At 41.2% G+C, this 20,623-nt stretch carries 15 protein-coding genes and 1 pseudogene; 12 read left to right on the top strand and 4 right to left on the bottom strand.

Features of this window, described 5'->3' with window-relative positions:
* Window positions 1-141 precede the first annotated feature (141 nt).
* Window positions 142-1,248, bottom strand: a complete 1,107-nt coding sequence (locus tag C9I43_RS06920; RefSeq protein WP_076502135.1) for a tyrosine-type recombinase/integrase — start codon at window positions 1,246-1,248, stop codon at window positions 142-144.
* Window positions 1,249-1,813: 565 nt separating this feature from the next.
* On the opposite strand from C9I43_RS06920, the gene C9I43_RS06925 reads away from it, so the two are divergent.
* The 4 genes from C9I43_RS06925 (at window position 1,814) to C9I43_RS06940 (ending at window position 5,370) form a co-directional block, all read left to right on the top strand.
* Window positions 1,814-2,308 (top strand): hypothetical protein, encoded by a 495-nt coding sequence (locus C9I43_RS06925; protein ID WP_076502137.1) that lies wholly within the window; start codon window positions 1,814-1,816, stop codon window positions 2,306-2,308.
* 126 nt (window positions 2,309-2,434) lie between these two features.
* Window positions 2,435-2,773 carry a hypothetical protein gene (locus tag C9I43_RS06930; protein ID WP_076502138.1) on the top strand — a complete coding sequence of 113 codons (339 nt, stop codon included), beginning with the start codon at window positions 2,435-2,437 and terminating at the stop codon, window positions 2,771-2,773.
* A gap of 340 nt (window positions 2,774-3,113) precedes the next feature.
* Entirely contained in the window at window positions 3,114-5,102 is a 1,989-nt protein-coding gene (locus tag C9I43_RS06935; protein WP_076502140.1) for a RecQ family ATP-dependent DNA helicase, read from the top strand.
* On the top strand, window positions 5,095-5,370 hold the full coding sequence (locus C9I43_RS06940; RefSeq protein WP_076502141.1) for a hypothetical protein: 276 nt from the start codon (window positions 5,095-5,097) through the stop codon (window positions 5,368-5,370). The genes C9I43_RS06935 and C9I43_RS06940 overlap by 8 nt, the downstream gene beginning before the upstream one ends.
* Before the next feature lie 64 nt (window positions 5,371-5,434).
* Here C9I43_RS06940 and eco read toward each other — a convergent pair whose 3' ends face one another.
* Window positions 5,435-5,986, bottom strand: coding sequence for a serine protease inhibitor ecotin (gene eco / locus C9I43_RS06945; protein ID WP_076502143.1), 552 nt, complete (start codon window positions 5,984-5,986; stop codon window positions 5,435-5,437).
* A gap of 534 nt (window positions 5,987-6,520) precedes the next feature.
* Here eco and C9I43_RS06950 point away from each other — a divergent pair.
* The 8 genes and pseudogenes from C9I43_RS06950 (at window position 6,521) to C9I43_RS06985 (ending at window position 15,631) form a co-directional block, all read left to right on the top strand.
* On the top strand, window positions 6,521-7,729 hold the full coding sequence (locus C9I43_RS06950; RefSeq protein WP_076502145.1) for a cation diffusion facilitator family transporter: 1,209 nt from the start codon (window positions 6,521-6,523) through the stop codon (window positions 7,727-7,729).
* Window positions 7,729-8,223 carry a MarR family winged helix-turn-helix transcriptional regulator gene (locus C9I43_RS06955; RefSeq protein WP_076502146.1) on the top strand — a complete coding sequence of 165 codons (495 nt, stop codon included), beginning with the start codon at window positions 7,729-7,731 and terminating at the stop codon, window positions 8,221-8,223. Before C9I43_RS06950 ends, C9I43_RS06955 begins: the two co-directional genes overlap by 1 nt.
* A 502-nt stretch (window positions 8,224-8,725) precedes the next feature.
* Window positions 8,726-9,048: pseudogene (locus C9I43_RS06960) on the top strand (prolyl oligopeptidase family serine peptidase); the annotation flags it as partial.
* 325 nt (window positions 9,049-9,373) lie between these two features.
* Window positions 9,374-10,999 carry a phosphoethanolamine transferase gene (locus tag C9I43_RS06965; protein ID WP_076502148.1) on the top strand — a complete coding sequence of 542 codons (1,626 nt, stop codon included), beginning with the start codon at window positions 9,374-9,376 and terminating at the stop codon, window positions 10,997-10,999.
* Between the two features lie 203 nt (window positions 11,000-11,202).
* Window positions 11,203-12,231: a GGDEF domain-containing protein gene (locus tag C9I43_RS06970; RefSeq protein ID WP_076502150.1), complete on the top strand. Its 1,029-nt coding sequence runs from the start codon at window positions 11,203-11,205 to the stop codon at window positions 12,229-12,231.
* A gap of 310 nt (window positions 12,232-12,541) precedes the next feature.
* Window positions 12,542-12,976 (top strand): MarR family winged helix-turn-helix transcriptional regulator, encoded by a 435-nt coding sequence (locus C9I43_RS06975; protein ID WP_076502151.1) that lies wholly within the window; start codon window positions 12,542-12,544, stop codon window positions 12,974-12,976.
* 20 nt (window positions 12,977-12,996) lie between these two features.
* Window positions 12,997-14,073, top strand: coding sequence for an HlyD family secretion protein (locus C9I43_RS06980; RefSeq protein WP_076502153.1), 1,077 nt, complete (start codon window positions 12,997-12,999; stop codon window positions 14,071-14,073).
* 10 nt (window positions 14,074-14,083) lie between these two features.
* Window positions 14,084-15,631, top strand: coding sequence for a DHA2 family efflux MFS transporter permease subunit (locus C9I43_RS06985; protein WP_107882902.1), 1,548 nt, complete (start codon window positions 14,084-14,086; stop codon window positions 15,629-15,631).
* Between the two features lie 117 nt (window positions 15,632-15,748).
* Here C9I43_RS06985 and C9I43_RS06990 read toward each other — a convergent pair whose 3' ends face one another.
* Both C9I43_RS06990 and C9I43_RS06995 read right to left on the bottom strand, forming a co-directional pair.
* Entirely contained in the window at window positions 15,749-18,454 is a 2,706-nt protein-coding gene (locus C9I43_RS06990) for an acetate--CoA ligase family protein (RefSeq protein ID WP_107882905.1), read from the bottom strand.
* Between the two features lie 459 nt (window positions 18,455-18,913).
* Window positions 18,914-20,524, bottom strand: coding sequence for an ABC-F family ATPase (locus C9I43_RS06995; RefSeq protein ID WP_076502157.1), 1,611 nt, complete (start codon window positions 20,522-20,524; stop codon window positions 18,914-18,916).
* Between the last annotated feature and the right edge of the window lie 99 nt (window positions 20,525-20,623).

A 20,623-nucleotide genomic window follows, 5' to 3' on the forward strand; every position in this document is an offset into this window, starting at 1 on the left:
TCATTTAAATATAATATTAATAACGTATAAGTGCCTATTTATTTTTAAGCAGTAAATTCTATTTTCGATAAATAGAAGTAAAATAGAAATAGCAAAAACTAATAACTTGATGGCTAATTTTTATCTTATAATTTTTAACATTTAGTCCCTAGGTTTTAAATAATGACGTAATGAACGAGGATCGGTATGTCCGGTTCTTGCCATGATATACAAATGATCTCTATTATTTTCATGAAGTTGTGTAACACAACCACTGCGTAAACTATGAGCGCCATAAAATCTTGCGGGTAATCCTGCTTTAGTACAATATTTTTTTATAATACGATAAATATCATCACCGGTGAGGAAACCACTATTTTTATTTAAGGTTGAGTTAGCATCTAAATTACGCTCGACCATCTGATATGAGCGTAAATTTTTACCATCACGGGATATCGAGCGAAATAAATGCCCATCTTTAATATTGGTTAATGCTAACCAATGTTTCACCGCATCAAATGCAGCAAAGGGTTCATGATCTGGAAGATCTTTCCATTCTTTTTGACCTTGCTGATTACTCTTTGAATAAGGGAGGCGTACTTTCAACTTGTTTCGTAAAAAACTGACATGCTGTACTTTTATACCTGCAAGTTCAGAGCGACGAAATCCGCCCTGCAATCCTAATTGAATAATGGCTTTATCTCGCGCTCGCGTTAAGGGATGTAATTGTTCATCAATTGCCTGAATTAACATTTCCACTTCATCATACATGATTGGCTGTTGATCATAATCACTGACATGACGAGATTGATTTCTGCTTAAACCACGCATCACTCGGATGACCAAAGGGTGCTCGGTTGGAGAATGGAATCCGGCTTGAATATGATAATAACGGATCGCAGCGAGTCTTGTTGTGAGAGTCTGTTTTGACAGTTGTACGCCGGTGTTTTCTTGAATCAATTCTTTTTGATGACCGATAAATGAAATTACACTACGGGGATCGGCTGGGAGGGACTGAAGTTTATGTTCAGTACAATAATGGCTAAATAAACTAAAGCTCGTTTTATAGACACGGCGAGTATTAGCTGAAATTTCATATTCCGTTTCTTCGGCTGCGCTTAAATAGTCATTACGTACAGATTGTGGAAGATATGACTCCTCAAAAAAATGCGGGTTTTTGGTATGATTATTCTCTGATCCAGTTAGTTTTTCATTTGATATAGTGTGGTTATTTTGACCAGATGAATTTATACGGATCATTTTAGACATACTGCTCGTATTACCTTATATCGAATAATAAGGCGTAATTATACGTAAATCATAGCAACATCTACCAGTGATAATCGTCATTATCACTGGTAGGTGTACTATTTGATTAAAAAGTATTCTTTTATTGAGAGTGATGTTTTAAATAATGCTTAGTTTGTTGTTTATGCTTAAAAATAACACACTGTTTAAGCGCCGTAATAATGGTCGATAATAAGTCAAAAAATATAATAGAAGAGAACAGGTGTATTAAAATCATACACAGCATAGGTTCGCGCTTTAGTTAAGTTAGCTGAACACTCTTTACTTTTAAAGGATGGTTTAACCATTTTATTTGATGTCTATATGATTAATATTGAACGAGATAGTAGGTTTGAATGATTTTTAACCGATTAGTTACAGTAAGTTACCTGATTATTATTTTGTTCATTCCGCATAAAAATACCTAAAACAGCATTTTGGCATTTACAACCCCTATAAAATGGTTGAACCATATATTAATGGTCGGCGATTTGTACTAGTATTGGGTGTCATTTAATTAATAGCATATTAGATATAAAAAGTATTTATGGCAGCACAAGCTTGGAAGTATCATGAGAGTAAGCCAACAGCAGGCAGAAAATTATTATTGCTTGAGGAGAGTGAATTAAACTTTGCTTTACCTTTAATTTATCGACTTATAAACCCTGATGCTGCAGCCTCGAAAACAACGTGGTTTTATAATCTAAACTCTTACCCTGAGTTGGTCACTCTGTTAAATGAAGTGGTTCGTTTACGCAAAAAAGGGCAGCTACTTGATAACGAACTCACCAAAGCAAATAATATGCTTAATCAATATTTCTCTGATTTTGGTTGGCGTATGGTCCGCAAAGAATTGTCTCAAATAAAAAAACGCCAAAAAAAATCTCATATTGAAGTTAGTAAGGATATTATTCAAAGGTTGAAGCACTATATGGAAACTCAAAAATTAGATAGCTTTGATCAGGCGATAGATACCTTGTTATCAGAGCATGATGAAATATCAGTATTAGATATTTCTCAAGTCGGCAACATAATGGACTAAGTAATAAAAAACTATAATTAGCAATACTAATTTACGGTTTTTATATTTATGTGTATCGGCATTGAAAATAATGGTTAAGCTTAACTCGATATGCTAAGTTTTACGGTATCACATTGAGGGCTAAAGATGAGTGTAAGTATTGTTAGTGAGCGACAAATTGCCATATTGTGCCGCATTGAACCTGGCTGTCTTGGCCCCAATGGCTTAGATCATATTGAAGCTTTTTGTGCTTTGGCCCAAAAGGCGATGCAAAACTTTGACGTCAATGTTGGCACTTGGGTACTCACCCCAAGATACAATAAAAGCTTAGACGAGATGCAGTACAGTGTTGCTAATAAATTACTTTCACATGAACAAGCAACCAGATATTTCCACTTAATTGGCCGCGATATTGAGAGTTTTGAAGAAAGATTTCAGGATAAACTCACCGCCTTAATTAATATTTATCTAGCTAGAAAATTATAAACTATCAACACGTTACAAATTCAGTCGTTTGTAATGAACTAATATTATCTAAAATTTTTATTTTATAAATTATTCTTTATTTAACAGACTTCTATCTATTCATTCGTATTTTATTTATCGCATACAAAATATAAATTATATTATGCATATCAATACCTTATATTAATCTCACTAATAATGTCTCCGCTCTCTTTTGCATGATTAAAATACTCTTATTGGTAATTAACTCCATAAAGTAGCTTAAAATTTGCTAAACTAGGCGATTCATTAAATGCTAAATCTTTTTCTTGCAGTATGCCTTAACATTTAGGTGGGTAAGAATAAGTGTAAAGGACGCTTGATGTTTAATCCTATTCTGGAGACCAATCCGTATGCGAGTTTATTGCAACAAGGGTTTGGTTTCTCTGAATTTCGTCCTGGGCAAGTGCAAACCATAGCGCAACTATTGAGTGGACAGTCGAGTTTAGCTATCTTCCCAACGGGCTCGGGTAAATCCCTTTGCTATCAATTTACGGCATTGCAGTTACCTCATTTGACACTAGTGATTTCACCACTACTGGCCTTGATGAAAGATCAGCTGGAATTTTTACAATCTAAAGGCATTAATGCTGCAAGCATCGACTCCACATTGAGTGCCGAACAAAGTCAAAAAGTGATGGTAGATGCACGTTCTGGCACACTTAAGATTTTAATGGTGTCGGTAGAACGTTTTAAAAATGAGCGTTTTAGGCAATTTATTCAATCAGTTACTTTATCTATGTTAGTGGTTGATGAGGCACATTGTATTTCAGAATGGGGACACAACTTTCGTCCTGATTATCTTAAATTGCCTGATTATCGCCGTGAGTTACAAATCCCATTAGTATTGTTATTAACCGCTACGGCGACACGCAAAGTTAAGCTGGATATGGCAAAACGGTTTGATATCGCGCCTGAGCACATAGTGCAAACGGGTTTTTATCGACCGAACTTAGATTTGACAGTACTGCCTATCTCCACACAAGAAAAAGATGCTTTGCTGGTTAAGCAAATCGCCTCATTTTCTGGCGCCGGTATTGTGTATGTGACGTTACAGCAAACTGCTGAAACGGTAGCGCGCTTATTAAGCCAACATGGGATTATTGCCAGCGCATACCACGCTGGATTTGAAGATGAAAAGCGTCAACAAATTCAAAATGACTTTATGCAAGATAAGTTACAAGTCGTTGTGGCCACTATCGCCTTTGGCATGGGGATAGATAAGAGTAATATTCGTTTTGTGATCCATTATGATTTACCTAAATCGATAGAGAATTACAGCCAAGAAATAGGTCGAGCAGGGCGCGATGGTCAGTTATCTCACTGCGTAACGTTAGCCAATCTTGATGGATTAAATACCGTTGAAAATTTTGTCTATGGAGATACTCCAGAGCGGGATGGTATCGCACAAGTAGTTGACACCATTAAACTTGAACAGCATTTAGGTCAATGGGAATGCCAGTTAAATGGCCTCTCCACTGCGAGTAATATTCGCCAGTTGCCCTTGAAAACTTTGCTCGTCCAGTTAGAAATATTGGGTGTAGTAAAGCCGTTGTTTGCTTACTACGCGGATGTAAACTATAAATTTCTAGCAGATAAGCAAGCCATCTTGGAGCGATTTAATCCAGAGCGACAGGCATTTTTGTCGCAGATTTTTAATCATACGCAAATGAAAAAAATATGGGGCGCATTGGATTTTGATGCCCTATACAATGCCACAGGCCATGAGCGTAGCCGCGTGTTAGCAGCACTGGAATATTTAGCAGAACATCAGTTAATTGAGTTAGAAACTAAGCGTATAACAGATGTGTATCAGGTAGATGTGAACGCATTGGCGCAAGCGGATTTGATTGATGTGCTTTATCATTATTTTAGCGATAAAGAGCAGAAAGAAATTGCACGAATAGCGCAATTAGTACGTTTTTTTGAACTTGAAACATGTTTAAGCCATAATTTATCGCGTTATTTTGATGATAATCAGGCACCCACCTTGTGTGGTCATTGTAGTGTTTGTCGTGGAAATATTGCTCAGTTACGCTATTCAACAGAGCCCGTTTGGCCTACTGAACAGCAAATATTCGCTGATTTGATTGCGTTGAAAACGCATTTAACGGCCAAGGGTATTAATGATATATCCCTTGATACTTACTGTCGTTGTCTTGCTGGTATGGCAGTTCCCTTGGTCAGTCGCTTTCAAGTGCGCAAGTTAAGTGGCTTCGGTCGCTGTGAAAAATTGAGATATGCTGAAATTAAACAGAAAGTTGCGTCGCAGTTGTCGCAACTAGATGAGAAAAGAGTTGATCATGAATAAGGCCGTAAAAAAGATGTTAGCTACCCATGAACATTTGGTTCACTCTGAAGGTGTGACTGTGGTTTCTCACATGCAAAGAGAAAAAGCTGACTGGGTACAACATACCGTGATGATTGAAGATTGTGATGTGCCGTTTAAATTTCGCCGCGTCAAAAAGTATAAAAATTTGCAAGGGCAAAAAATCAACGTTATTTATTATCCAGAAACAGAGACTGTTGCTGGCTTCGAAATAGAGATTATGCAAGTTGTTAGAATTAAAAGATTTTGATTAATGTGCTTCGAGCCTTTGCTCGTGATGATTAGCAAAGACTCGAAGCGCATTGGAACTATTTTTACTTAGAATATTGATATGTTGAGTCTACTTTCCAGGTTCTAACGCGTATTTCTGTTCCCTCAGGAAGATAAAAAACGTTAGGTAAGCGGCTGTCATAGCGCAGTATAAGTTCGTCTGGGATTTGGATAAAAGCACTTTGTTTTGCTGTATCAGAACAAGCCATCATAGTGCTTGGACCTGCCGATATTCCATCTACTTGATAATAGTTATAGCCCCAGCCTTCGACTGTGCGCTCTTTTAACTCGCCATTTAATCGATGTTTATTACAATCAACCATTTTCGTCTGACCAATTTGAATTTCGATCATATAGTCATCTTCATTTTCTAGCTTAGGCAATGTCAAAATGTGCTGTACCATCCCTGCCGAAGGCGCGGGAAACATCTTAGTCACTTCCTGTGGGCTGTAATCTGTTTGGCCAAAACGTTGAATGCTGATCATGGGGGTATCGAGTCCTATTAACTGAGGTGAGCTCATTGCCATGGCGTTAAATGAGCTAATGGAAAGTGTTAAGGACAGGGCTACAGCACTTAATAACGTATTCAATTTCATCTTATTTCTCCTAATCTAACTCGCTTTTATCGGCAACGTTGCCGATGTGATATCCCTATAAACGCAGGATATTCAACAAAGGGTTAAATAATATTATAAAAAAACCATGAACCGTATTTGTTATTGGTTCAGCAAAAAGTGATTCATGTTATTGCTATCAATTTATGGGTTGAAGATGAGATTTCAAGTTAAGCCATTACTCATCATTAAAGTAGGAATTTGTCATCTTAACCTTTGTCATTTTAACCATAGTCTCATTACAATTTATGGTTTTTGTACCCTCGATTCTGACATATCACTACATCATTTAATTTATTTTTCAATGCTTTGCTTGTACTAAAAGTAAGTTATTAAGGTTTATCATCAATCGGCGGATAAGATACTATCACTGCCGTTATGAATGATAATGTTTGAGGCCACAATAGCTTGATAGTCATTATTTTTGGCTTTAATGTATTTCGTTATTCATGTATTTTGATTTTCAAACTATAATCCCAGTATTAATCATTGATAATGCAGGAAAAGGATTAAACGATGGAATCAACCACAAGCGAACAACATTTACATCATGCCGAAACGAGCCATGGGAAAGGGCACTCGCTCACGCCGTGGCAGCATTCCCATCAGTTTTCGAGCCTAAATAGAGAAGGTGAGAAAAATACGCGTTATGTACTGTATTTGACTATCGTGACTATGGTGGCTGAAATTGCCGCCGGAACCATTTACGGTTCTATGGCGCTGCTGGCCGATGGTTGGCATATGGGCACCCATGCTGCGGCCTTTATGATTACTTTATTCGCTTATTCTTATGCCCGTAAACACGCTAACGATTCTGCCTTTACTTTTGGTACGGGCAAGGTAAGTGTACTTGGCGGTTACACCAGTGCGATAGCTTTAGGTTTAGTCGCATTGGTGATGGTGATTGAATCGGCAATGCGGTTGATTAACCCTGAACAAATTCATTTCAACGAAGCTATTTTTGTGGCGGTGATTGGTTTAAGCGTTAATGTGCTGAGTGTGTTTTTGCTCAAAGATCACCATACCCACGACCATGGGCATCACCACGGACACGATCATGGGCATCAACATGATCATGAAGACGATCATGCAAATCACAACAGCCAAGCACACGCCCATGACAATCACACCCATACGGCTCGCTCACATGATGAGCCCCCACATATGCACCATGACTCACATGCACACGATGAAAGTCATCATGATCATAGCCATTGCCATCATGAAGAGGATCACCATGCTGCTGAGCATAAGAACCAGAAGGCCCAAGGTGCCCATGATCACAATCTTCGCGCTGCCTATTTTCACGTACTAGCCGATGCGTTAACGTCAGTGCTCGCCATCGCTGCCTTGTTGTTTGGTAAATACATGGGACTGACTTGGCTCGACCCGATTATGGGGATTGTGGGGGCGGTGATTATCAGCCGTTGGTCATGGGGACTTATTCAGCAAACGAGTCCTATCTTGCTCGATGGTGGTGTTAAAGCATCATTGCAGCGTAAAGTGGCAGAAACCATTGAGGCTGTACCCGATCATCAAATTGCCGATTTACATCTTTGGCGAGTGAGCGCCGATCACCATGCTATTATGGTATCTATCGTGTCCCATTCACCAAAAGATGCCAGCTATTTTAATCAGTTACTGTCACAATTTCCTGAGTTGTCCCATATCACTATTGAACTCCATACTTGTCGTCAGCGCGAGTGTATGGCTAAGGAAGCCTAATGACTGTTGCACATCATCATTTATCAAACTTGCAAGCAAGTGACTCTGATTCGACTGCTGCTAATTCAACAGCCGCACATTCGACAGATCATGCATTAAATCATGTGATTATTGAGTTTTACGAAAAACTGTCATCTTGGGAGCACGCTATAGTACGTGATAAAGGCTTTAGTCTATCGCAGGTGCATACTATTGAGTTGCTTGGCGTGCACGGTGCCATGCGGATGAAAGAACTGGCGGATAAAATTGGTGTCACGACCGGCACGTTGACAGTGCAAATTGATAAAATGGTAGAAGCACTGTGGGTCGTACGTCGTCCCCATGAAACCGATCGCCGTTCGATTTTGGTGGAATTAACTGACAAGGGGCAAACTTTGTTCCTTGAGCATGATGCACTACATCTACAGCTCACCACAGATCTCACCGCAAAAATGAGCTGTGAGGAGCGAGTCGTGTTGGTTAATTTACTGTCACGCATGAATAACGAGTTTTAATGTAGCCTATTTTATTTACTAAAAGCGTCCCTCGTGGGTAATGCCGTTCACTTAAGAGTGAACGGCATTTTTATTTGGTCTAATTAGATACTTGTTTTTGCTTATTTAAAGCACTCTTGGATAAACCCTTTCCCGTTTACCATCCAACTTAAATTGTCTTGCATTGCGTTCTATATCCAATATATCTGGGGACATTCCTCGGCGTTTGTGATGGTAGTTGTGTCAGCTTAAGGCGCTTTTTTATAGCAATAAATTTTTAAAAACGCGATTCATTCTAGATTAATCATCTTCTATTATTATCCCTTGCACTCTGTTGCATTATTACTGAGTTAATCGTTGAGCTAGCGATTAATTAAGCTAATGTAAGCACAAAATTCAAGATGGACGTTGCTTAAAGGAATCGAATGAATCATCCATTATTATCTTTGTGCATCGCGGAGTTCTCAGTATGAGTGGTCAGCTTCACGCAAAAGAAGATAAATATATTGGGTTGGAGTGCTAAGTACCTCTAGTTGATATGTTTAGATTCAATAAGTTGCTAGCGGGTGCTAGCTGGATGGGCGAATATGGTAACCCAGATATTCCAGAGGAATGGGCGTACATTAAAAGCTACTCGCCTTATCATCATCTGCATAAATACGTGCATTATCCAAAAGTCTTTTTCACCACCTCTACCAGTGACGACTGGGTCACGCTCGTAAGATGGTCGTTAAGATGAAAGACATAGGGATTGATGTGTTGTACTAAAAAATATTGAAGAAGGGCATGCTGGCTACAAATAATCACCAAGCTGCGGAACTTAATTCAATGGTGCTTGCCTACTGATAACAGCTTTTATGATAATTACCGCTTGAACAATATTATTTTTAACAAATTAACCGCAAATGAGTGGCAAACTGAGCAAGTCCCTAATAGGTTGGGGAACAAAAAAACGGTCGAACTCTTTAAGGTTCGGCCGTTTTTTATTTAGCACTAACTATAGTTAAAGTTGTTATTTATAATATTGCACTCTAGTTAAAAAAATTGAGTAAATTTAGTCGTTTGAGCCATTTGCAAGAGTTTGTTATTATGGGCTAAATTTGAGTCGTAAGATTATCTTAAGATAACTAAGTTAACTTCGATAGATTACTAATTTGAGAGAGTTATAGCTGTGCTAGCAAGATTTAAAACTCTATCAGTGAATCAATTCACTTTTATCATCGCGTTATATTTTGTCTGTATTTTCAATATCCCATTATTTGGCGTCATTAAAAATGGCATAGAAAAACAACCTGATGTCGATCCTATTTTTATTGCGACTATGCCGCTATTTTTGACGTTTGCACTCAGCTTTGTGTTTTCTTTGTTTACGATAAAATACCTGCTAAAGCCACTTTTCATCATACTGACGTTAGTGTCTTCAGGTGTGTTTTTTGCTGCATATGAATACAACGTCGTGTTTGATTACGGCATGATTGAAAACACTTTTCAAACTAATCCAGCCGAAGCGTTTATGTATGTGAATTTTGCGTCAATCATGAACATGTTGCTGACAGGGATTTTACCTGCGTACCTTATCTATAAAGTGGATATTCAATATAAGCCTTTCTTAAAGGAGCTGCTACATAAGGTGCTGTTTATGCTAGTCATGTTGGCAGGCCTTGGCGTGATTGCCTTCTTCTATTTTCAAGATTACGCTTCCTTTGGCCGTAATCACGACGAACTGAAACGTTATGTCGTACCTACCTATTTTATTGGCGCCGCGTCTAAGTATATCAATGTGCGTTATTTACAAACACCGATGCAGTATGAGCACCTAGGTATGGATGCTAAAAATGTCAGTGCTAACCCCAACGGTAAACCTAACTTATTAGTTTTGGTGGTGGGTGAAACCGCGCGCTCGATGAACCATCAATATTATGGCTATGACAAACCAACTAACGCCCATACCCAAGATCAAGGGCTTACCGTATTTAAAGATACCAGCTCATGTGGCACGGCGACTGCGGTGTCTCTGCCTTGTATGTTTTCACGCATGGGGCGAGAGGATTACGATGCTCGCCGCGCCTATGCCCAAGATACTGCGGTGGATGTACTTGATCATGCTGGCATTAAAGTACAATGGTTTGATAATGACTCTGGCTGTAAAGGTGTGTGTGACCAAGTCGAAAATATCATCATTAATTTAAAAAGCGATCCTAAATTATGTTCTGGAGAATATTGTTTTGATCAAGTGTTATTGAATAAGTTAGATGAGGCTTTAGCTAACGCAGAGCGCAAAGATACTGTGATTGTTTTGCATATCATCGGCAGTCACGGGCCAACTTATTTTTTACGCTATCCGCCAGAGCACCGTAAATTCACGCCCGATTGTCAACGCAGTGATATTCAAAACTGTAGTGCAATCGAGCTAATGAACACCTACGACAACACCATTTTATATACTGATTACATCATCAGTGAGGTGGTTAAAAAATTACAATATCAGCAAGATAAATTTGACTCTGCCATGTTGTATCTGAGCGATCACGGTGAGTCTTTAGGTGAAAAGGGCATGTATTTGCATGGTGCACCTTACCGTATTGCCCCCGTTGAACAGACGAGTATTCCTATGCTTGCTTGGATATCAAAGGATTTTAGCCAAGATAATCATTTAGATATGGCTTGTTTAGCGCAGCATGCAGCCAAAGGCGGGTTTTCCCATGACAATTTATTCGACAGTCTATTAGGTCTAATGAATATTAAAACAGCAGTTTATCAGCCCGAACTAGATATCTTTGCCGGTTGCCGTGGCTAAATTCTTAGTGATTAATTGCTCGGATTATATGTTAACGTTTATTAGCCCACGGTGATTGATCTCATTTTGAATGATAAAAGAGGATGGCCGCATCCTCTTTTTTTAACTCCCATCATAATAATGCGTTTGTCCCATATCCAAATCGAAGCCGTTGAGTTAACTTAAGGCATACAAAAATATAACATTTATATGGTTTATGATTTATGCCTTCTCCTGCAGAAAATAAAGAACTTGATTCTGCCGCGCACATTCTGCGTTTGGCCGTACCGCAAATGTCTGCCCTCGATATTCCTGTCACGCCTGAAAACTATACTGTTTGGTATGAATATTTTACGGGAACTAATCTTGATTTAAATCGTGCGATTGATGGTTTTTTAGCTAATTCAGTTTCTTTTACCAAGGAGGTTAATACCAGCCTGTACAAGAACTTTATTCAAGAACAATCGCCCGAAGTTATTGAGAATGTTCAGATTGAAACGCAAATTCTGATCAACAGTCTGATGACTAAAATCAGCCAACTCAATCAGGGAACCACAGCGTTCTCTGGCTCATTAGCCAAATTTGGTATGCACCTGCAAAACAATCCCGATATTGATACGCTAAATGAGTTAGTTGATGGTGTCGTAGGTGAGATGCAAATGCTACTGATCAATACCCGTGATATGGAGCAAAGCTTACGCACCATGGGACAAGAAGTGCAAAGTCTTAAATCGGAAATGGAAAACCTTAGCTTAGCGGCGATGACAGACCAATTAACGTCGTTGCACAATCGCCGCGCTTATGAGCTGAGTATTCAGGATCAAATTCACCACGCCGAAGATCACCAAACCCGCTGTAGCCTGTTGCTAATTGATATTGATAACTTTAAAGCTTTTAACGATACCTACGGTCATTTAACCGGCGATAAAGTCTTGGCCTATGTCGCATTGGCGTTAAAGCAATGTGTGCGTGGCGACGATTTTGTAGCGCGTTATGGCGGTGAGGAATTTGTGGTGGTGTTACCTAATACGCATTTTCATGACGCATTACAAGTGGCTGAAAATCTGCGCGAACGTATTTCTGAGCGCCACTTAACCATAGGCAAAGATAAAAAGCTTTCCCTCGGCGCGATTACTGTGTCTATCGGACTGGCTTCATTGCAACAAGGTGACGATGCCGAAACTCTATTTAGTCGTGCAGATACGGCGCTTTATCAAGCTAAAGCCGAAGGCCGTAATTGCGTTAGGGGCTAGGTTTGATTGGATTGAGGCATTTAGCCATATATGCTGAATGTATTGAATCTGAGTCACGACAAGCACATTAATTTTACTTAATCTCCTCAGTCAAAATAGCTAATTTTTGGCGTTTTAAGTATTTTTGCTAAAATCCAAAAAATCTTAACCCACTAATATTAATGATTAAACTCTATCTTAATATTAATTTTTTTGTTGAACGGATTTTAGTTAACCACTGATTTTTTGATGAACAATTACCATCCAGTGTAAATTGACCTCGAAGTAACGCAAATAATATAATAAGCAATGCTTACTATATGGGTTACAGATGAATATTCCCTCCAATAATCTGGGTGCTTTACTTGGTAATGTCACTCGCATGATGCGCCGTGCTTTTCAAGCAACTTACCAGCAAACTGAAAACTGCTCTTTAACCCTGACTCAGGCGAGGGCTTTAATAGGTATTGCTCGCCACCAAGGCTTAAAGCAATTTGAACTAGCTGAGATACTCGAGATTAAACCGATTACCGTCGCAAGGCTCATCGATGTGCTTTGTGATGCGGGTCTAGTTGAGCGTAGGCAAGATGCAAAGGACAAGCGTGCATTTAAATTGTTTCTTACTGATGCCGCTAAACCTCATCTCGATGAAATAGATCGTGCGGCTTTAATTGTGTATGCACAGGCGCTTAAGGGATTTGATGAGGCGCAGGCCAAGGCCATACTTTGTGCACTAACCCAGATGCATAAGAATTTATCTTTATAGTTTTTTGGAGTTGTAATTGAATGAGTGAATCAACCACTGCCACCGTGCATCACGGCGTATCAACCAGTAAAAAACGCGGCTTTTTACTGGTTGTCATACCAATATTAATATTGCTGGCGATTGGCGGCATCTATTTACATGGCGGCCGTTATATAGAAACGGATAATGCCTACGTTAAAGCCGATAAAGTGCCGGTGAGTGCTCAAGTGCCTGGTAATGTGGCGCAGATTTTTGTTAAAGAAAATCAATTGGTTCAACAAGGTCAGCGGTTATTTAAATTAGATGATGCCATGTTTATGGTAATGCTTGATAAAGCGAATGCCAAATTGGCACAAGTACGAACTGATTTAGCGGTATTAAAGGCAAGCTACCATGAAAAACAAGCAGAGATTACCTTAGCAGAAACTAAATTTACTTTTGCAGTCAAAGAACTAAAACGCCAAGAAAACCTCATCGGCAAACATTTTGTCTCAGAATCTCAACTCGAAGACGCACGTCAAAATACGGATATTGCCCGTCAAAATATACTCACATTACAAAAAGATCTATCTCGTATTGCTGAGAGCTTAGGCGGCAGTCCAGATTTCCCCATCGTGCAGCATCCCAGTTATTTAGAGGCATTGGCGCAACTTAGTGAAGCCCAGTTAGACCTCGATCGCATTGAAATCAAGGCGCCTGTATCGGGTGTGGTGAGTCAATTACCCAAACTAGGCCAGTACGTTAATGTCGGTACCATTGCATTAGCCTTAGTTGCAGATAAATCACTGTGGATTGAGGCGAACTTTACTGAAACGGATCTCACTTATGTTAAGCCTGGACAAAAGGTGACCGTCCATATAGACACTTTCCCCGATCATACTTGGACGGGGACCGTTGACAGCTTAAGTCCAGCCACTGGCGCCGAATTTTCACTGATCCCAGCGCAAAATGCGACGGGGAATTGGGTGAAAATAGCCCAGCGCGTACCTGTACGCATTGCACTAAATGCAACTGATTTACAGAGCATTAACCAAGATGCACCGCTACGAGCAGGATTAAGCGCTGTGGTCGATATCGATACTGAGCACCACAGACAGCTATTAGGTTTTACGCTGTGAGGATAGTGCAATGACGACTAAAGCTGCCAATGAGCACACGATCCCCGCAGTCACACAAACGCAGGCACAAACTAATAAGCACTTGGGGTTGATTACTGTCTCTGTGATGCTAACAACGATTATGCAGGCGCTAGATACCACCATTGCCAACGTTGCTTTACCCCATATGCAGGGCAGTATGGGAGCGACTCAAGATCAGATCTCTTGGGTATTGACCTCGTATATAGTTGCCGCAGCGATTTTTATGCCATTAACGGGTTTTTTAACCGCTAGATTAGGCCGCAAGCGCGTATTTATGTGGGCAGTGGTGGGCTTTACTGTCGCCTCAATGCTTTGTGGCGCCGCACAAAACCTCGAACAAATCGTACTGTTTAGATTACTGCAGGGGATTTTTGGCGCAAGTTTAGTCCCACTATCACAAGCTGTGTTACTTGATAGCTATCCCGTGGAGCGCCACGCTTCAGCAATGGCCATGTGGGGAGTAGGAGTGATGGTCGGGCCTATTTTAGGACCATCACTAGGAGGTTTGTTAACCGAGTATTACAACTGGCGCTGGGTGTTTTATATTAATTTGCCCTTTGGTTTATTGGCGTGGTTTGGGCTCGCCGCCTTCGTAAAAGAAACGCCGTTAGATAACAGCCGTAAGTTCGATTTATTTGGATTTGCGATGCTGAGTTTAGCCATTGGCGCGTTGCAAATGATGCTAGATCGCGGCCAATCTCTTGATTGGTTTTCCAGTCGAGAAGTGGTGATTGAAGCGCTGTTAGCAGCAATGGCTTTCTATCTGTTTATCGTTCATATGTTTACTTATAAACAGCCCTTTATTGAACCGAGTCTGTTTAAGGATCGCAATTTTAATGTGGGTTTAGTGTTTATATTTATCATAGGGGTGATATTACTGGCGACAATGGCATTATTGCCTCCTTTTATGCAGAACTTATTAGGTTACCCCGTGATTGATGTGGGGTATTTACTTGCGCCGCGGGGTGTGGGCACTATGGTTGCGATGGTGACGGTAGGTAAACTTGTTGGCAAAGTTGATGTGCGTTATCAGATATTTATCGGCCTAATGTTAACCACGCTTTCGCTGTGGGAAATGACGGCTTTTAACACCAACATCACCAGTTGGGACATAGTGCGAACCGGCATCATTCAAGGCTTAGGGCTTGGTTTTATCTTTGTTCCATTATCAACCATTACCTTTGCAACATTAGCCGTTAAATACCGTAATGAAGGTACCGCGCTGTTTAGTTTAATGCGAAATATTGGTAGTAGTATTGGCATTTCAGTGATGATTTCTTACCTTGCCCAGCGAACTCAGATAAATCACGCCGCTTTTGCAGATTACATTAATCCCTTTAGTTTTGCGCTGAAGCATGCGGTACAACTCGGAGCGGTCAATATAAATACGCCGCAAGGCTTAGCACTGCTTAATGCCGAAGTAAGCCGTCAGGCAGCAACTTTAGCTTATTTGCAGGATTTTAGATTAATGATGTGGGTGACGTTATCGGCAGTGCCACTGGTCTTTTTGCTCAAAGGCACAAAACAAAAAGCATAGTCATATTTAATGACCCAATGACAATAGTTTACAACACTCAAGATAACAAAACGCCGCATGGATTTGCGGCGTTTTTGTGTGTATTTTATAAAGTGATAGTGGCTTTATGGATAAATGCTACTTATCACTGGGAGGCGTTAAATCCATGTGCATTTTGATTAAATGCTCCTCCATATCGAAGGTGACTTTAAAGCCTAAACTTTTAGCTAAACTTGCCATATTGCGATTTTCAAACATGGTAAACCCTGCAAGCACAGGAGTGTTATTGGCTTGATAATATTTAATTAGCTTTTCCAGTAATAACTTACCTAAACCTATACCTTGGTGATCGCCGCGCACTGCCATGGCAAATTCGGCCTCTGTATTATCAGGATCAATTGAAGCGCGCACCGCGCCAAGCGTAATATCATCGCCATCAGGGCCTTTGGCGGTAGCGATAAAAGCCATTTCGCGGGCATAATCAATTTGGGTTAACACAGCCATTTCTTCATGGGTCATTTTTGAGCGCACGCCAAAATAACGCTTGTATCTGTCTTCATCTGATAGCGAGTTATCAAAGGCTAAATGCTTTGGTTCATCCTCCGGTAAAATCGGTCGCAGCATGACCTTAAGGCCATTTTTAAGCACCGCAAATTCCTCTAGCTCTTTTGGATACGGCATGATGGCCATGCGAGTAGAGTTGTCAGCATTCGCCTCATGCAAACGGATATTCACATCAAGCAGGGTGATGTTTTCACCTGCTGCTAACACAGGATTTAAATCTAACGAGGCGATTTCAGGACAATCGATAATGATGTGCGATATTTGCGTGAGCATTACGCACAGGGCATTCATGTCGAGCCCCAACGGTAAATGTCGGTCTTTTAATTTATGGGTCTTTAATGCTTGGATCACCATATACCGTGCCAGTGCCATATTCAGTGGTGGCAGTGCCACGGCGGCGTCATTAGTCGGATCCCATTCTGAGCCGCCTTCACCTAAACAAATCGCAGGGCCAAATACGGGATCGCTTATCACTGCCACACGAATTTCTTGCGCGCCTGCGGTTAAGGCCATTTTCTGCACTATCATGCCTTCAATAATCGCCTCAGGATTGGCTTGATGCACCCTTTGGGTGATGGCATTTGCGGCGTGACGGATATCTTCGGCCGAGGTTAAATTGAGCATCACCCCGTGGACATCGGATTTATGCAAAATATTGGGGGACTGTACTTTTAAGGCTAAGGGATAGCCCGCTTCGTTCGCAATGGCTACGGCTTCATCGGCATCTTTGACAAACCAAGTGTCGATAGTATTAAGCCCATAGGCCCGCAAAATAGGGCTGGCCTCGTGAGTTTCTAATACGGATTTACCTTTAGCTTGAGCTGCTTGCAGTAATTTGCGTGCCGTTTGGCTATCGGTAGGGATATTATCGGGAATCGATTGCGGTACTTCTTGCAGCAACTTTTGGTTGCGGCGGTATTCCACCATGTGCATAAAAGCACCTACTGCCCCTTCGGGCGTACGATAGGTTGCAATGCCGCCTTTGGTAAAGCGTTTACGAGCTTGATAAGCTGAATCTTCACCGCTCCAGTTAGTGAGAATATTTAAACGATTCTTTTTAGGGTGCGCATGAATGGTGTTAATTAATGCATCGGCGATTTCAACACTTTCACCCAATGCTGATGGAGAATGCATCACTAAAATGGCATCTAATTCATTGCTATTCATCAATATATTCAATGCTTTAGCATAACGTTCCGCGTTAGCATCGCCAATAATATCCAGCGGGTTTTGTTTTGACCATATATTGGGTAACACGCCATCAAGTAGTGCAATCGTGCCATCGGTAAGCTCGGCAAGTTTACCGCCACGCATAATGAGCTCATCGACCGCAAGCACCGCTGGGCCACCACCATTACTGATGATACCTAAACGCTCACCTTGCAGCGGATTAGAATGCGCGAGGCTTTCTACCGCAGCAAATAATTCAATTAAATCGTTAACCCGCAGCATACCAGCACGGCGAAACGCCGCTTCGTACACCGCATCGTTTCCGCCCACGCCGCCTGTATGCAGTTTTGCCGCACGCGCACCCTCAGGGCTTCGACCTGATTTAATCACTAAGATAGGTTTATTGCGTGAAGCTGCGCGCGCTGCAGAGAGAAAATGGCGCTTTTCATTGACTGAATCGATATAAAGCATAATCGCACTGGTACGGCTGTCGCGGCCAAGGTAATCCAGTAACTCATCAAAACTAATATCGGTAGCATCACCAAGGGAAATAAAAGAAGAAAAACCAATGCCTTTATTATTTGCCCAATCAAGCACAGTGGTACAAATTGCCGCAGACTGTGACACAAAGGCGATTTTACCTGGAAGGGCACCTGCATGGGCTAAACTGGCGTTTAACCCCAGCGTTGGTAATAATATTCCTAAACTATTTGGCCCAAGAATCCGCATGCCATAACGTTTTGCATGTTGCATGGTCAGTTCAAGTAAGCTCACGCCTTCTTCGTTAAATTCCTGCGCCATACCAGAGGCCATAATAATGGCGACTTTACAGCCAAACTGAGCAAGGGTTTCAATAATGGCGGGCACACGGCAAGCACGAGTACAAATAACCGCTAAATCGGGCTTAATCGGTAAAGCCTGAATATTGGGATACGCGAGCACGCCCATCACCGCCCGATATTTAGGTGTGACTGGCATGATTGGCCCAGAAAACCCCGCGGATAGCAGGTTTTTCATCAGCACGTTACCAGCACGTTTTTCAGTATTGGACGCGCCAATAATGGCCACCGAGGTGGGTTTAAATAAGGAGTGTAACGTACGTTGGTTCATAAGCGGTTCCATCCCAGTCAATGACATAGCCAGTGTAACCTAGGGGTTTAAGGACTGCACCGTTAAGTTTTTGTATTGGTGAGATATGTAAGCAAGCAAATCATTAATTTACCAAAGGTTACCCTTTGCCGTTTAACGGCAGACATTGAAACCTGAGTGGGTATTAAGATAACCATTTTTTATTGAGATAATTTTTCTGTGCGCTGGACTGCCGACGATTTACTTCATCGGCAACAGGGCTTGGTCTAACGATAATCTTTCTCAGTGCGGTGTGGCTTTTTAATGCAATAGATAATGGCTTATCGAGCAGGACAAATTAAAGAAAACTATTATTGTTTGTAGGCCAAACTATAGCAGGTTTATTGTTTTGCACTCAATAAAAAAGTCGCCATTGGATACCAATGACGACTCTTAAATGCAATAAAACGGTGCTAATCGATACGAGTTAGCCGAGCAATATTATGCGCTTTTTCTCGCTTCCATTTCAGCTTGGCTTGAAAGATATTCTTCGAAAGTGCCTTGGAAGTTTGTTATCTTTTTATCTTTAATATCAATGATTCGTGTTGCTAATGACGATACAAACTCTCGGTCGTGACTAACAAATATCAAAGTGCCTTCAAAATCTTTCAAAGCATTATTCAATGCTTCAATCGCTTCCATATCCATGTGGTTGGTAGGCTCATCCATGATCAACACGTTGATGTCTTGCATCATTAACTTGCCGAATAACAAGCGGTTTTTCTCACCACCTGAACAGTTACGGGCTTTTTTGTTGGCATCATCTTCGGTGAACAGCAAGCGACCTAACATGGCGCGCACCATTAAATCGTTATGCTTAGGTAAGCGCCATTGGCTCATCCAATCCATCAGTGTGTAGTCATTATCAAACTCGCTGCTGCTGTCTTGTGGACAGTAACCGATGGATGCGTTTTCTGACCACTTGACCACGCCTTTGTTGTGCTCTAAATCGTTGACTAAGCAGCGTAAAAAGGTCGTTTTACCTACACCGTTTTCGCCGATAATAGCCAGTTTAGCGCCAGCTTCGAGGATTAAATCTCCGCCTTCGAATAACACTTCGCCATCAAATCCATGGGCCAAATCTTCTAAAATCAATGCTTGGCGATGCATTTTTTTGCCGGCATCAAAGCGAATAGAAGGGTGGATACGGCTAGATGATTTCACATCATCCAGTTTAATTTTGTCCATTTTCTTTGCGCGTGAGCTAGCTTGTTTCGCTTTAGAAGCGTTAGCACCAAAGCGGTTAACGAAGTCTTGTAATTCTTCGATTTCAGCACTTTTCTTAGCATTGCCTGATAACAATTGCTCACGGATCAAGGCAGATTGGGCGAGGAAGTATTCGTAGTTTCCTGGGTAAATGCGCAGTTCACCGTAATCGATATCGGCCATGTGGGTGCAAACGGCATTCAAAAAATGCCTATCATGGGAAATAATAATCATGGTGCATTTACGTTTGTTCAACTCGGCTTCCAACCAGGTGATGGTATGGATATCCAAGTTGTTGGTCGGTTCGTCGAGTAGCAAAATATCTGGGTTAGCAAACAATGCTTGTGCTAGCAAGACGCGTAATTTCCAACCCGGTGCGACTTGTTGCATTAAACCGTAGTGGAAGGATTCTTCAATCCCCGCTTCGAGCAGAATTTCACCCGCGCGGCTTTCGGCGCTGTAACCATCCATTTCAGCAAATTCGCTTTCTAAATCACCTACACGCATGCCATCGTCTTCTGTCATGTCAGGCTTGGCGTAAATAGCATCGCGTTCTTGTTTTACTTTCCACAGGGCAACATCACCCATGATCACCGCATCAATGACACTGTATTGCTCAAACGCAAATTGATCTTGGCTCAGAGTACCGACTTTTAAACCGGGTGTGATGGACACATTACCTGAGGTTGGCGCTAAAGCACCGCTAAGGATCTTCATAAAGGTCGATTTGCCGCAGCCATTTGCGCCAATCAAACCATAACGGTGACCATTGCCAAATTTCGCTGAAATATTTTCAAACAATGGCTCTGGGCCAAACTGCATCGTGATGTTCGCGGTAGAGATCAAAGGAGCTTTCCTAGGTATTTGCTAACGGGGAGGGTGACAAACAAGCCTCAAAATGAAACATGCGCTTTGCCAACACCAGCCAAACATTAAGTTTGCGCT

This window comes from Shewanella morhuae (assembly GCF_003028295.1).
Taxonomy (GTDB): Bacteria; Pseudomonadota; Gammaproteobacteria; order Enterobacterales; family Shewanellaceae; genus Shewanella; species Shewanella morhuae.